This window comes from Streptomyces sp. NPDC006207 (assembly GCF_040613835.1).
In the GTDB taxonomy this organism is placed as follows: Bacteria; Actinomycetota; Actinomycetes; order Streptomycetales; family Streptomycetaceae; genus Actinacidiphila.
The window spans coordinates 124,293-137,981 of the sequence record NZ_JBEXSX010000015.1 but is presented as its reverse complement, the minus strand read 5'-3'; the positions used below and the strand labels follow the sequence as shown (position 1 = coordinate 137,981).

12 protein-coding genes are annotated in these 13,689 nt (G+C 73.2%); 6 read left to right on the top strand and 6 right to left on the bottom strand.

All coding sequences use genetic code 11. The features are described 5' to 3' along the window. Positions 1-41: 41 nt before the first annotated feature. From ABZ312_RS15105 to ABZ312_RS15085, 5 genes are all read right to left on the bottom strand, one after another. Complete coding sequence (locus tag ABZ312_RS15105; RefSeq protein WP_500437816.1) at positions 42-3,182, bottom strand: efflux RND transporter permease subunit; 3,141 nt, start codon at positions 3,180-3,182, stop codon at positions 42-44. Positions 3,183-3,346: 164 nt separating this feature from the next. Continuing rightward, a complete protein-coding gene (locus ABZ312_RS15100) occupies positions 3,347-4,033 on the bottom strand; it encodes a response regulator transcription factor (protein WP_500358008.1) in 687 nt (228 codons plus the stop codon). Next, on the bottom strand, positions 4,030-5,247 hold the full coding sequence (locus tag ABZ312_RS15095; RefSeq protein ID WP_500329957.1) for a sensor histidine kinase: 1,218 nt from the start codon (positions 5,245-5,247) through the stop codon (positions 4,030-4,032). Before ABZ312_RS15095 ends, ABZ312_RS15100 begins: the two co-directional genes overlap by 4 nt. Before the next feature lie 111 nt (positions 5,248-5,358). Then, positions 5,359-5,637, bottom strand: a complete 279-nt coding sequence (gene pspAA / locus ABZ312_RS15090; RefSeq protein ID WP_499511439.1) for a PspA-associated protein PspAA — start codon at positions 5,635-5,637, stop codon at positions 5,359-5,361. A 22-nt stretch (positions 5,638-5,659) separates the two neighbouring features. Continuing rightward, on the bottom strand, positions 5,660-6,448 hold the full coding sequence (locus ABZ312_RS15085; protein WP_499511440.1) for a PspA/IM30 family protein: 789 nt from the start codon (positions 6,446-6,448) through the stop codon (positions 5,660-5,662). A 195-nt stretch (positions 6,449-6,643) separates the two neighbouring features. Here ABZ312_RS15085 and ABZ312_RS15080 point away from each other — a divergent pair, with 195 nt between their 5' ends. The 3 genes from ABZ312_RS15080 to ABZ312_RS15070 all read left to right on the top strand — a co-directional run bounded on the left by ABZ312_RS15080 (position 6,644) and on the right by ABZ312_RS15070 (position 9,163). After that, positions 6,644-7,234, top strand: coding sequence for a DUF3043 domain-containing protein (locus ABZ312_RS15080; protein ID WP_500329937.1), 591 nt, complete (start codon positions 6,644-6,646; stop codon positions 7,232-7,234). Between the two features lie 68 nt (positions 7,235-7,302). Then, entirely contained in the window at positions 7,303-8,013 is a 711-nt protein-coding gene (locus ABZ312_RS15075; RefSeq protein WP_500329939.1) for a class I SAM-dependent methyltransferase, read from the top strand. Positions 8,014-8,062: 49 nt separating this feature from the next. Beyond that, positions 8,063-9,163: a S1C family serine protease gene (locus ABZ312_RS15070; protein ID WP_500437814.1), complete on the top strand. Its 1,101-nt coding sequence runs from the start codon at positions 8,063-8,065 to the stop codon at positions 9,161-9,163. A gap of 98 nt (positions 9,164-9,261) precedes the next feature. On the opposite strand, the gene ABZ312_RS15065 is transcribed toward ABZ312_RS15070, so the two are convergent. After that, entirely contained in the window at positions 9,262-9,468 is a 207-nt protein-coding gene (locus ABZ312_RS15065) for a hypothetical protein (RefSeq protein ID WP_500329941.1), read from the bottom strand. 69 nt (positions 9,469-9,537) lie between these two features. On the opposite strand from ABZ312_RS15065, the gene ABZ312_RS15060 reads away from it, so the two are divergent. From ABZ312_RS15060 to ABZ312_RS15050, 3 genes are read left to right on the top strand one after another with little or no spacing between them, the layout of a single operon-like run. Then, complete coding sequence (locus ABZ312_RS15060) at positions 9,538-10,740, top strand: bifunctional adenosylcobinamide kinase/adenosylcobinamide-phosphate guanylyltransferase (RefSeq protein WP_500329942.1); 1,203 nt, start codon at positions 9,538-9,540, stop codon at positions 10,738-10,740. Between the two features lie 40 nt (positions 10,741-10,780). Next, positions 10,781-11,824 (top strand): nicotinate-nucleotide--dimethylbenzimidazole phosphoribosyltransferase, encoded by a 1,044-nt coding sequence (cobT, locus tag ABZ312_RS15055; RefSeq protein WP_500437812.1) that lies wholly within the window; start codon positions 10,781-10,783, stop codon positions 11,822-11,824. Between the two features lie 39 nt (positions 11,825-11,863). Then, a complete protein-coding gene (locus ABZ312_RS15050) occupies positions 11,864-13,570 on the top strand; it encodes a phosphatidylglycerol lysyltransferase domain-containing protein (protein ID WP_500329945.1) in 1,707 nt (568 codons plus the stop codon). The last annotated feature ends 119 nt before the right edge of the window (positions 13,571-13,689 follow it).

Genomic DNA, 13,689 nt, shown 5'->3' with positions numbered 1-13,689 from the left:
GAACGCCCCGGGCCCTGCCGCCTGTCGTACTGCGCCGGGTCTCAGACCCCGGCCAGCTCCGACTTCTTCTGCGTCTCCTCCTCGCCCGGGCCCGCGGCCCCGGCCGCCCGCTTCAGCGCCTTGCGCTTGGCACGGCGCTCCTTGCGGATCTCGACCATCGTGTAGAGGGTCGGGACGAGCAGCAGGGTCAGCAGCGTCGAGGTGAGCAGACCGCCGATGACGACGACGGCGAGCGGCTGGGCGATGAAGCCGCCCTCGCCGGTCACCCCGAGGGCCATCGGGAGCAGGGCGAAGATGGTCGCCAGCGCGGTCATCAGGATCGGCCGCAGACGGTGCCGGCCACCCTCGATGACGGCCTCCACGACGCCGTACCCCTGGGCGCGGTACTGGTTGATGAGGTCCATCAGCACGATCGCGTTGGTCACGACGATGCCGATGAGCATCAGCATGCCGATCAGCGCCGGGACGCCCATCGGGGTGCCGGTGATCAGCAGCAGGCCGATCGCGCCGGTCGCGGCGAACGGGATGGACACCAGCAGCACCATCGGCTGGATCAGGCTGCGGAAGGTGCCGACCAGCAGCATGAAGACGATGGCGATCGCGGCGAGCATCGCGAGCCCGAGCCCCACGAAGGCGTCGTCCTGGTCCGAGGAGACACCGCCGATCTCGGCGGTGGCGCCCTTGGGCAGGTCGAGCGACTTGATCTTCGACTGCAGGGCGGTGCTCACCGCGCCGGTGTTGTCACCGGCCGGCGTCGCCGTGATCGTCGCGGCGCGGGCGCCGTCGATCCGGGTCTTCTGCACCGGGCCGGGGGCCTCGACGACCTCGGCGACCTTGCCGAGCTTCACCGGTCCCGCGGGGGCGGGGATGGTGAGGGCCTTCAGTTCGGCGACCGTCCCGGCCTTCTGCTCGGAGACCACCCGCACGTCGCGCTCGGTGTCGTCGAGCACCGCGGTGCCGACGGTCGTACCGCGCACGGCCTGGGTGACGGCGGCGCCGATGGTGGCGTCGTTGAGGCCGTACTTGGCGGCCTCGGCCTGCTTGGCGTGGACCTCGATGCGGGGCACGCTCTGCGCGAGGTCGCTGGTGACGTCGGTGACGTCGTCCAGCCCGGCGACGGCGTCGCGGACCTCGGCACTGGCCTTGGCCAGGGTGTCGGCGTCCGCGGCCTTGACCACGACCGACAGGTTCTGGCTGCCGAAGCCGCCGCCACCGGAGACCGAGGTGGTGCCGACGCCGTCGAGCGTCTTGAGGCCGGCGCGGATCTCGTCGAGGACGTCCGCGCTGTCGTCGGCGTTCTTCAGCTTCACCTGGAAGCTGGCCTGGTTGGCGCCGGTGCCGCCGCCGAAGGCCGCCAGGAAGCCGGAGGAACCGACGGTGACCTGGTAGTCCTGGACCTGGTCGATACCCTCGAGGAGCTTCTCGACCTTGCGGGCCGCCGCGTCGGAGGCCGCCAGGCTGGTGCCCGGCGGGAGCTCCTGCCTGACGGTCAGGGTGTCCTGGTCGCCCTGGTCGAAGAAGTTGGTCTTGAGCATCGGGGCGAGCCCGAAGGTGCCCAGCAGGACCGCGACCGCGATCGCGATGCTGGTGAGGCGGCGCCGGGTGGCGAAGCGCAGCACCGGCACGTAGAGCCGCTGCAGCAGGCTGCGGGCCTCCTCCTCCTCGGCCCTGCGGCGGATCTCGTCCGGGTCCACGGTGCCGGCGTCGGCCGGGGGCTTGAGGAACCAGAACGAGAGCACCGGGACGACCGTCAGCGACACCAGCAGCGAGGCCAGCAGCGCGGCGGCGACGGTCAGCGAGAACGAGCCGAACAGGGCGCCCACCATGCCGCCGACCAGGCCGATCGGCACGAAGACGGCGACCGTGGTGAGCGTGGAGGCGGTGACCGCACCGGCCACCTCGCGCACGGCGGCGATGATCGCGGACTGCTTCTCCTCACCGTAGGCGAGGTGCCGCTTGATGTTCTCCAGCACCACGATCGAGTCGTCGACGACACGGCCGATGGCGATGGTCAGCGCGCCCAGGGTGAGCATGTTGAGCGACAGGTCGCGGGTCCACAGCACGATCAGCGTCAGCACGACGGAGAGCGGGATGGAGACCGCGGTCACCAGCGTCGAGCGCAGAGACGCCAGGAAGACCAGGATGATCACGACCGCGAAGAGCAGACCGAGCAGGCCCTCGGTGGTCAGTCCGTCGATGGACTTGGAGACCGCGGGGCCCTGGTCGCTGACGACGGTGAGCTTGGCGCCCTTGCCGAGGTCGCGCTCGAGGTCGGCCAGCTTGTCCTTGACCGCCGAGGAGATCGCGACGGCGCTGCCGTCCTGGTCCATGGTGACGGCGACGCCGAGGCTCGGCTCGCCGTCGGTCCGGGTGATGGAGGCGGCGGCGTCCGGGCGCTCCGCGACGGTGGCGACGTCGCCGAGGCGCACGGGCTCCGGGGCGGCGGGGATCCGCAGGTCCTCGATCTGCTGCACGGAGGCGTACTCGCCGCCGACCTGGACGGTGCGGCTCTTGCCGCTGTCGTCGAAGGAGCCGGCCGGGACGGGGTGGCCGCCAGCCTGCAGCGCCTGCACCAGGGCGATGGCGCCGAGCTTGCGGGCGGCGAGCTTCTTGTCGTCGGGGGTGACGGTGACGATCTGGTCCTGGACGCCGGTGACGGTCACCTGGCCGGCGCCGTCGATGTCCTGCAGGACCGGGACGACCGACCGGTCGAGCGCGTCGGCCAGTGCCTGCTGGTCCAGGCCGGTGGAGGTGGCGGCGAGGACGACGGTCGGGATGTCGTCCGTCGAGCCGGCGATGACCTGCGGGTCGGCGTCCTCCGGCAGCCGCGAGGAGACCCGGTTCACCGCCTGCTGGACGTTGGCCACCAGCTTGTCGCTGTCGTTGCCGTAGTCGAACCGGGCCATGATCACGGCAGCGCCCTCGCTGGCCGTGGACGTGATGCCCGTGATGCCGTCGACGCCCTTGACGCCGGCTTCGATCGGCTCGACGACCTGCTTCTCGACGACGTCGGGGGACGCGCCCGGGTAGGTCGTGATCACCGACACCATGGGCAGGTCGATGGAGGGCAGCAACTGCTGCTTGAGGGACGGTATCGCGATGGCGCCGAAGCCGATGGCGACCACCGCCATCAGCGCGACCAGACTGCGCTGGGCGAGGCTGAACCGGGACAGCCAGGACATCGTGGTGCGGTCTCTTCTCTGTGCTCAGAGTGCTCGGGTGTTCTCGGGTTGCGGACTTTTGTCAGCCCACGCCACTTTCTCCTGTCGCGGAGGGTGGTTTCCTCAGCCCGAGGTCGTGATTGGTTCCGGGGGCGTACTGCGGATGCGGTACACGCCGGTCGTACTCAGCGCGCCGCGGGCCGCACCAGGCCCGACTCGTACGCGGCGACGACCAGCTGCGCGCGGTCGCGGGCGCCGAGTTTGGCCATGGTGCGGTTCACGTGCGTCTTGACGGTGAGCGGGCTCACCCCGAGGCGTTCGGCGATCTCGTCGTTCGGCAGCCCCAGCGCCACCTCGACCAGCACCTCGCGCTCGCGTGCCGTCAGCGCGTCCAGGTCCGGGGCCGCCGGTCCGCCCTCCGAGGGCAGCGGGCGCTGGCCGCCGCTCTGCGCCAGGAACTGGGCGATCAGGCTCTTGGTCGCCGACGGGGACAGCAGCGCGTCGCCCTCGGCGACGGTGCGAATCGCGGCGAGCAGCTCGGCCGGCTCGGCGCCCTTGCCGAGGAACCCGGCGGCGCCGGCGCGGATCGCCTGCGCGACGTACTCGTCCGCTTCGAACGTCGTCAGGACGAGGACCGCCACACCGGTCAGGTCCTCGGCGGCGGTGATCTCGCGGGTGGCGGCGAGGCCGTCCGTGCCGGGCATCCGGATGTCCATCAGGACGACGTCCGCCCGGGTGCTGCGGGCCAGCGCGACGGCCTCGGCGCCGTCCGAGGCCTCCCCCACGACCTCCATGTCCGGTTCGGACTCCACGAGGACGCGGAACGCGCCCCGCAGCAGCGCCTGGTCGTCCGCGAGCAGCACCCTGATCATGCCGGGATCCTCCCATCCCCCCGCCGGGCGGCCGGCTGGCCCGGCACCACCAGCGGCAGGCGGGCGTGGACGCGGAAACCGCCCTGCGTGCAGGGGCCGGCCTCGCAGGTGCCGCCGAGGGCCGCGGCCCGCTCGCGCATGCCGATCAGGCCGTGGCCGCCGCCCGCGGTGCCCGGGGCCTGCGGGCTGCCGCCACGGTCGACCACGGTGACCTCCAGCGTCCCGTCGCCGCGCGCGATGCGGATCCGCGCCCGTGCACCCGGGCCGGCGTGCTTGTGGACGTTGGTCAGCGACTCCTGGATGACCCGGTACGCGGTGAGGTCCACGCTCGCGGGAAGCGTGCCGGGGTCCTCCTCGGCCACCTCCACCGGCAGCCCGGCCCGGCGGAAGCCGTCGACGAGCTGGTCCAGCACACCGAGGCCGGGTGCCGGTTCCATGGGTGCGGCGGGGTCCCCCGACTGCCGCAGCAGGCCGACGGTCGCACGGAGCTCGTCCAGCGCCGAACGGCTCGCCTCGCGGACGTGTGCGAGGGCCTGCTTCGCCTGGTCGGGCCGGCTGTCCATGACGTGGGCGGCGACACCGGCCTGCACGTTGACCAGGGCGATGTGGTGGGCGACCACGTCGTGCAGCTCGCGGGCGATCCGCATCCGCTCCTCGGCGACGCGGCGCTTGGCCTCCTCCTCCCGGGTGCGCTCGGCCCGCTCGGCGCGCTCCTCGACGGCGGCGACGTAGGCGCGGCGGTGCCGGGTGGCCTCGCCGGCGGCTGCGGCCATGCCGCTCCACGCGAACAGGGCGATGTTCTCCGCGGAGTACCAGGGCCGGGCCCCGAAGAGCATGGCGATCGCGGGCAGCAGCAGGCAGGTGGCGAGGCCGAGCCGGAAGGTGGTGGTGCGGTCGGTGCGCGTGGAGGCGGAGAAGAGCGCCACGACGACGGTGGCGGCCACCGGGGCGCGGCCCTCCCCGGTCGCGGTGAGCAGGTAGACGACGGTGACCGCGCCGGTGAAGGCGAGGACGCCCAGCGGGCTGCGCCGGCGCACCATCAGCGCGGCGGAGCCGAGGACGGCCAGCAGGATGTCGGGGACCGAGGCGTCGTACCGCTCGGTGTGCGGCCCGATGAACATGTTGCCGAGGATCACCGCGAGGACGGCGAGCGCCAGCCCGGCGTCGAGGGCTACGGGGTGGGCCTGCGGCCACAGCCGGGCCCGGTCCTTCATCGATCGATGCTGCACGCTCACCAACGGTACGGGTCCCCCAGGAACGGCCGTGCCCCGGTCCGGTGCGGTACCGGGCCGGGGCACTCGGCGGGTGCGCTGGTCGGCGAGGTGTCAGCCGGGGATGAGCCCGCCGTCCCCGAGCAGTGCCCGGACCTCCTCCAAGGTGGCCTCCGAGGCCGGCAGGATCAGCTCGGACGGCTCCAGGGAGTCGTCCGGCAGAGGTGTGCCGAGCCGCCGGACGGCGTCGAGGAGCGCGGTGAGCGTGCGCCGGAACCCGGCGTCGTCACCGCTCTCCATCTCCGCCAGGAGCTCGTCGTCGAGCTTGTTGAGTTCGGTGAGGTGGCTCTCGTCCACCGTGACCTGGCCCTCGCCCATGATCCTCACGATCACGACGCCCTCCTCTAGGGGTGTCTCACTGCTTGTCGAACCGGGGCTGGTCCTGGGTCTGCGACGGGGTCTGGCCCTGCTGTCCGCTCTCGATGGCCTGCTGCGGGGAGCCGCCGGCGAGCTCGGCCTTCATGCGCTGCAGCTCCAGTTCGACGTCGCTGCCGCCGGAGAGGCGGTCGAGCTCCGCCTGGATGTCGTCCTTGGCGATCCCGGTCGGGTCGTCCAGGGCGCCGGAGGCCAGCAGCTCGTCCAGGGCGCCGGCCCGGGCGCGCAGCTGCTCGGTCTTGTCCTCGGCCCGCTGGATCGCCAGGCCGACGTCGCCCATCTCCTCCGAGATGCCGGAGAAGGCCTCGCCGATCTGGGTCTGTGCCTTGGCCGCGCTGTAGGTGGCCTTGATGGTCTCCTTCTTGGTGCGGAAGGCGTCCACCTTGGCCTGCAGGCGCTGGGCGGCGAGGGTGAGCTTCTCCTCCTCGCCCTGCAGCGTCTGGTGCTGCGTCTCCAGGTCGGTGACCTGCTGCTGGAGGGCGGCTCGACGCGACAGCGCCTCGCGGGCCAGGTCCTCCCGTCCCAGGGCGAGCGCCTTGCGGCCCTGGTCCTCGTACTTCGCGGACTGCTGCTGCAGCTGGTTCAGCTGCAGCTCCAGGCGCTTGCGCGAGGTGGCGACGTCGGCCACACCGCGCCGAACCTTCTGCAGCAGCTCCAGCTGTTTCTGGTACGAGTAGTCGAGGGTCTCGCGCGGATCCTCGGCCCGGTCAAGGGCCTTGTTGGCCTTCGCGCGGAAGATCATCCCCATCCGCTTCATGACACCGCTCATGGGCCTCGCGCGCCCCCTTCATTCAGCTCGCCAGCACACCTCTACAGACCCCACAGTACGGGGCCTGGTTCCATTACCCCACTGTTCTGTTGCTGATGCGCTCATCCTTAGGAACGATCACAGTTCGATGACCTCAGGCGCAGGGAGTAGGTGAGGGGCTGGGGGTCCCGTCGGCGAGCACGTAACCTTGGAGTCGTGTTCCGACGTCGTTCCCAAAGCGAGCAGACCGCGTCCACCACTGTGGTGGACGACCGGCAGCCCCGCGACCCGCAGGCTCCCAAGGGTCGCCCCACGCCCAAGCGCAGCGATGCCCAGGGCCAGCGCCGCAAGGCGGTGACCGCGCCCACCGACCGCAAGGCCGCCACCAGGCAGGCCCGCGACGCCCGGCGGGCCGACCTGGCCAAGCAGCGCGAGGCCCTGATGAACGGGGACGAGCGCTACCTGCCCGCCCGTGACAAGGGCCCCGTGCGCAAGTTCGCGCGCGACTACGTGGACTCGCGCTTCCGCATGGCCGAGTTCTTCCTGCCGCTCGCCGTGGTCATCCTCGTGCTCAGCATGCTCCGCAACCCCGCGCTGCAGAACCTCTCCCTGCTGCTGTGGCTCGTGGTCATCGTGCTGATCGTCGTCGACTCGGCCTTCACCGGTTTCCTGCTCCGCCGCGAGCTGGCCAAGCGCTTCCCGGACAAGCCCACCAAGGGCGCGGTCGCCTACGCCCTCATGCGGACCCTCCAGATGCGCCGACTGCGCCTGCCGAAGCCGCAGGTCAAGCGCGGCACCAAGCTCTGAGCGGGAACGGCGGTTTCGCCGGCGCCGCCGGCTCCTGGCTGGACCGGCTGGGCGGGCTCCGGAACACCGTGCGCCAGGAGCTGGTCGCGCGCCAGCTGGACGAGCAGATCACCGCGCGCTTCCCCGTGGGGCGCCGGCTCAGGATCCTCGACGTCGGCCCCGGCCAGGGCACCCAGGCGCTGCGACTCGCCCGTGCCGGCCACCTGGTCACCGGCCTGGAGGCCGATCCGGAGATGGCGGGGGTCCTGCGCGGGGCCGTGGCCGCCGAGCCGGAGGGCATACGCGAGCGGATCAGCCTCGTCGAGGGCGACGGCCGGGAGACCGGCCGGCACTTCGGGCCCGGCAGCTTCGACGTCGTGCTCTGCCACGGCGTGCTGATGTACGTGCCCGAGCCGGACGCGATGGTCGCCGGGCTCGCCCGGGTGCTGGCCCCCGGCGGGCTGCTGTCGCTGCTGGTGCGCAACGCCGACGCCCTGGCGATGCGGCCCGCGCTGCAGGGCGACTGGGCCGGTGCGCTGTCCGCCTTCGCGGGCGACACGTACACCAACCGGCTGGGGCTCGCCGCCCGTGCCGACCGGCGCGCGGACCTGACGACGACCCTCAGCGCCATCGGCGCGCCGCTGCACGCCTGGTACGGGGTGCGGGTCTTCACCGACACGGCGCCGGACGACTCCGTGGAGGTGCCGGAGGAGTTGCTGGCCGCCGAGGAGCTGGCCGGCCGCACCGACCCCTACCGCGGGGTCGCGGCACTGCTGCATTTGTGCGGCGTACGGAACTGACCGGGGCGGGATACCGAGGACGGGACGTCACGAACGCGACACTTCGGTCATGCGCGATTCGAAGCCCAACCGATGGCGGCCGCCGACGGCGCTCCGGGCGGCGGCCCTGCTGCTGGCCGTCGCGTGCTGCGGTGGCGTCACCGCCGGATGCACGGGGGACTCCCCCTCCCCCAGCGCGGCATCCTCGGCGCCCGCGCCCGTCGCCGCCTCCGAGCTGGCCGGCGCCCGTGATCTGGAGCGCTCCTACCAGCAGGTGGTCAAGGCGGTGCTGCCGTCCGTCGTCCAGATCAACACGTCCGAGGGACTGGGCTCCGGCATCGTCTACGACACCAAGGGCCACATCGTCACCAACGCCCATGTCGTCGGCAACTCCCACACCTTCGAGGTCACCCTCGCCAACAGCGACACCCCGCACAAGGGCCGGCTCGTGGCCGCCTACCCCGAGCAGGACCTCGCCGTCATCGAACTCGACGACCCGCCGAGCGGGCTGCGCGCGGCGTCCTTCGGCCGCTCACGCGACGTCCAGGTCGGCCAGATCGTGCTCGCCATGGGCAGTCCGCTCGGCCTGAACAGCAGCGTCACGCAGGGCATCGTCTCGGCCGTCGGCCGTACGGTCAGCGAGACCGGGGCCGAGGGCGGCACCGGCGCCACCCTGGCCGACATGGTGCAGACCTCGGCTCCCATCAACCCCGGCAACAGCGGCGGCGCACTGGTCAACCTCTCCGGCCAGGTCATCGGCATCCCGACGCTCGCCGCGGTCAACCCCACCATGGGCGACTCCTCGGCCCCGGGCATCGGCTTCGCCATCCCCGCGGCGACCGTCACCCGCATCGCGGACCAGATCATCCAGCACGGCAAGGTCGTCGACTCCGGCCGCGCGGCGCTGGGCATCGTCGCGCGCACCGTCCTCGACGAGAACTTCCAGCCCGCCGGGGTGGGCGTCGTCGAGGTGACCCGGGGCGGAGCGGCGGACAAGGCCGGGATCAAGCCCGGGGACGTCATCACCGATGTCGGGGGCGACGACATCACGACCCTCCAGTCGCTCTCCGAGGCCCTGGTCCAGCACGCGCCCGGCGACACCGTGGACGTCACCTTCCAGCGCGGCGGCAGCGAGAAGACCGTCAAGGTCACGCTCGGGCAGCTCCAGTAGCGGCCGGACGCACAGCGGGGGGCGGGGCCGTGGGACGTCCCACGACCCCGCCCCCGCCGTGGTGCGGCGGCCGGACCCCCGGCCGCCCGGTCACCGGTCTACTCGTCGGCGTGCAGGCTCATCGGGCCGTAGATCTTCGTGCCGTCCTCGAAGAGGTGCACCTGGTCGGCGCCTCCCTGGAGGAGGTCCTTCCAGACCTCGCCGATCCAGGACTCGGCATCGCCCTGCGTGGGGAACTCCTCGGGCTCGACCGCGGGGGTGACCTCCGTGCCGTCGGTCTTCTCGAAACGCCACGTCCACGCCATGTCCGTCTCCTCGTCCCTGGGGGTGCCTGCCCGGCAGCGTAGCGTGCGCGGACGCGAGAGGATCTGCACGTGGAACTGACTCTCCTCGGCACCGGTGGCCCCGACGGCCTGCCCCTCCCCGGCTGCCCGTGCGCGGCGTGCGCGACGGCGGTGGGCGACCAGGCGCGGGCGGCGACCTCGCTGCTCGTGGACGGGGTGCTGCTGCTCGACCTGACGCCGGGCCTCGCGCTGACCGCGGCGCGCTCCGGTCACTCGCTCGCCGGGGTCCGCCAGGTGCTGCTGTCGCATCCGCACGACGGGCCGGCCGTGGAGATCCCGGCGGGGCTGCCCGCGCCGGGCCGGGTGGCGGCCGGGCAGGAGATCACGCTGCTGACCGGGCACCGGGTGCGGGCGGTGCCGCTCGACGCGCCCGGGACCGGCTACGAGGTGACAGGACCGTACGGCGAGCGGCTGCTGTACCTGCCGCCGGAGTGCGCTCCGGCGGGGCTGCCGGAGGCCGTGGAGCCGTACCGGATGGTGCTGCTGGACGCCGTGGGCCGGCCGGACGGGCTGGCGCGGCTGCGCGCGGCCGGCGCGGTCGGGAGCACCACCGACGTCGTCGCGGTCCACCTGGACCACCGTGCCCACCCCGGGCCGGAGCTGCGGCGCCGGCTGGCCGCGCTCGGCGTACGGGCGGTGCCGGACGGCACGACGCTGACCGTCGGCGACCTGCACGACGTGCCCGACGTGCCGCGGCGCACGCTCGTGCTGGGCGGGGCGCGGTCGGGCAAGTCGGTGGAGGCGGAGCGGCGGCTGTCGGCCTTCCCCGACGTGCTGTACGTGGCCACCGGCGGGACGCGCGGCGGTGACCCGGAATGGGCGGAGCGCGTGGCGCTGCACCGCGAGCGGCGTCCGCAGTCGTGGCAGACGGTGGAGACCTGCGACCTGCTGCCGCTGCTGGCCGAGGAGGACGGGCCCGCGCTGCTGATCGACTGCCTGTCGCTGTGGCTGACGCACACCATGGACGAACTCGGCGCGTGGGACGACGAGAAGTGGGCGGAGGGCGCCGAACGCGAACTGCGCCGCCGCGTCGGGGAACTGACCGCGGCGTGGCGCGCGACCCGCCGTACGGCCGTGGCGGTCAGCAACGAGGTCGGCTCCGGGGTCGTACCGGCCACGGCCAGCGGGCGCAGATTCCGGGACGAGCTGGGGCGGCTGAACCTCGCGCTGGCCGACGAGTCCGAGCACGTGGTGCTGGTGGTCGCGGGACAGGCGCTGTCACTGCGGGGCTGACCTCGGCGCGCGACCCCGCGGACCGGTAGTGTTCGACCCCGTGAGCGGCCTGAACCTTGATGACTTCGCGACCCTGGTGGAGCGTCCGGACGCCGGTGTGCGCCGTGACGCACGCGACCGTTGGCAGCGGCTGGTGCGCCCGGCGAGCGCGCTGGGCGGGCTGGCCGAGCTCGCCGACTGGCTGTCGGCGGTCCAGGGCGCGGCGACCCTACGCCCGATCGAGCACCCCAAGGCCGTGCTCTTCGCGGCGGACCACGGGGTGGCGGCACTGAAGGTGTCCGCCCGCCCCGGGGGCACCGCGGTCGAGCTGGTGCGGCGGGTCCTGGACGGGTCCTCCCCGGTCAATGTGCTGGCCCGTCAGTACGGCGCGGCGCTGCGCGTGGTGGACGTCGGCGTGGACGCGCCGGCCGATGACCTGCCCGCCGACGTGACGGCGCACCGCGTGCGGCGCGGCTCCGGCCGGATCGACGTGGAGGACGCGCTGACGGCCGAGGAGGCCGAGGCGGCGTTCCGGGCCGGCATGGCCGTCGCGGACGAGGAGGCGGACTCCGGCACGGACCTGGTGCTCCTGGGCGATCTGAGCGTGGGCGGCACCACGGTGGCCGGGGTGCTGATCGCAGCGCTGTGCGGTACCGACGCCTCCGTGGTGACCGGCCGTGGTTCGGGCATCGACGACATCGCGTGGATGCGCAAGTGCGCGGCGATCCGCGACGCGCTGCGCCGGGCCCGGCCCGTGCTGGGCGACCAGCTGGAGCTGCTGGCGGCGGTCGGCGGCGCGGACGTGGCGGCGATCACCGGTTTCCTGCTGCAGGCCTCGGTGCGGAAGCTGCCGGTGGTGCTGGACGGCGTGGTGTCCGCGGCGTGCGCGCTGGTCGCGCAGCGGATCGCCTTCCGGGCGCCGGACTGGTGGCTGGCGGGGCAGGCCAGCGGTGAGCCGGGGCAGGTCAAGGCGCTGGACCGGCTGTCCATCGAGCCGCTGCTCGACCAGAAGGTGACGGCGGGTGAGGGCACCGGCGCGCTGCTGGCGCTGCCCCTTCTGAAGGCGGCGGCGGCCCTGTCGGCGGAGCTGCCGGAACGTTTCTGACCCATCGCGAACCGGGTCGTTCCCGTAGGATCCGGACCTATGGGAACGGCCGTCTCGGTCTGGCGTGAACGCGGCGCGGTGTCCACCGTCCGGTACCTGCGCCTGGTCGGCCTGGTCGACCTGCTGGGTGCGGTGTGGGTGTCCTTCGGGAACGACATCCGGCGTCATGACGTCGACGAGTACGTCACCCCGTACCTGCTGACCGCCGGCTACACCCCGGCCTTCCTCGCGCTCTTCCTGGCGGTCACGATGCGCCGCAGGAAGCGCGCGGCCTGGCTGCTCAACCTCGTCCTCGCCGGGCTCTACCTGCTGTTCCTGGCCGCGGCGACGGCCGTCCCCGCGTTCCGCGGCCACCCGCAGAACTGGGTGTCGCTGGGGATCACCGCCGCCTTCTGCGCCGCGCTGCTCGCCGGGCGCCGTGCGTTCCGCGCCAAGGGCGACCCCTCCAACCCCCGGCTGGCCGCGGCGGTCGCCGTCGGCGGCGTCGCGGCCGGCGGACTCCTCGCCGCGGGCCTGGTCACCGTCACCGACACGGGGCACGGCTCGACCTTCGGCCAGCGGTACGCGTACGCCATGCTCCGCGTGGTCTCGCTGGCGGACGCCGAGGAGTCCTTCCCGGGGATCTCGACCCCGGGCTGGGTCGACGTCACCATCAACGCCATGAGCGCCGTGCTGTTCCTGCTGGTGCTGTACGCGGCCTTCCGCTCGCCCCGCGGCCGCGAACTGCTGGGCCCGCAGGACGAGATGCGGCTGCGGGCCCTGCTCGACCGGCACGGCGAACGTGACTCGCTCGGCTACTTCGCGCTGCGCCGCGACAAGAGCGTCGTCTGGTCGCCGTCGGGCAAGTCGGCGATCGCCTACCGCGTCGTCGGCGGGGTGTCCCTCGCCTCCGGCGACCCCATCGGCGACCCAGAGGCCTGGCCCGGGGCGATCGAGGCCTGGCTCGCCGAGGCCCGCGAGCACGCCTGGGTACCGGCGGTGGTGGGGGCCGGCGAGGAGGCCGGCACCGTCTACGCACGGCACGGGCTGGACGCCCTGGAGCTCGGCGACGAGGCGATCGTCGAGGTCGCCGACTTCACCCTGGAGGGCCGCGCGATGCGCACCGTGCGGCAGGCGTACCACCGGATCGGGCGCGCCGGGTACACCGTCCGCGTACGGCGTCACGAGGACATCCCGGCGCGGGAGATGACGGCCCTGCTGGAGCGCGCGGACCGCTGGCGGTACGGGCAGACCGAACGGGGCTTCTCCATGGCGCTGGGGCGGCTCGGCGACCCGGCGGACGGCCGGTGCGTCATGGTGGAGTGCGCGGACGGGCAGGGCGAGCCGAGGGCGCTGCTCAGTTTCGTGCCGTGGGGGCGGCACGGGCTGTCGCTGGACCTGATGCGCCGTGACCGGGACTCCGACAACGGGCTGGTGGAGTTCATGGTGATCGAGCTGATCCGGCGCGCGGAGGAGACCGGGGTCGAGCGCGTGTCGCTCAACTTCGCCGTGTTCCGTTCGGTCTTCGAGCGCGGGGCGAGGCTGGGCGCCGGGCCGGTGCTGCGGATGTGGCGGGCGCTGCTGACCTTCTTCTCCCGGTGGTGGCAGATCGAGTCGCTGTACCGCGCCAACGCCAAGTACCGGCCGGTCTGGGAGCCGCGTTTCCTGCTCTTCGAGAAGGGCGGCGAACTGCCCCGGATCGGACTGGCGAGCGCACGGGCCGAGGGCTTCCTCGCCGCGCCCCGGATGCCCTCGCCGCGGCGCTGAGCCGGCCCGGATCGCCGGGACGCCACGGCGGCACGGCGGCACGGCGGCACGGAGACGATCGGGCACCTGGAGCGGCCGACCGCCACCGGCGGTGCCGACGAGGAAACCGTCGCCGGCGG

Bases quoted from the DNA above. Each gene is read 5' to 3' on its own strand.
- ABZ312_RS15105 (WP_500437816.1), bottom strand. From the start codon at position 3,182: ATGTCCTGGCTGTCCCGGTTCAGCCTCGCCCAGCGCAGTCTGGTCGCG.
- ABZ312_RS15100 (WP_500358008.1), bottom strand. From the start codon at position 4,033: ATGATCAGGGTGCTGCTCGCGGACGACCAGGCGCTGCTGCGGGGCGCG.
- ABZ312_RS15095 (WP_500329957.1), bottom strand. From the start codon at position 5,247: ATGAAGGACCGGGCCCGGCTGTGGCCGCAGGCCCACCCCGTAGCCCTC.
- ABZ312_RS15085 (WP_499511440.1), bottom strand. From the start codon at position 6,448: ATGAGCGGTGTCATGAAGCGGATGGGGATGATCTTCCGCGCGAAGGCC.
- ABZ312_RS15070 (WP_500437814.1), top strand. From the start codon at position 8,063: ATGCGCGATTCGAAGCCCAACCGATGGCGGCCGCCGACGGCGCTCCGG.
- ABZ312_RS15065 (WP_500329941.1), bottom strand. From the start codon at position 9,468: ATGGCGTGGACGTGGCGTTTCGAGAAGACCGACGGCACGGAGGTCACC.
- ABZ312_RS15050 (WP_500329945.1), top strand. From the start codon at position 11,864: ATGGGAACGGCCGTCTCGGTCTGGCGTGAACGCGGCGCGGTGTCCACC.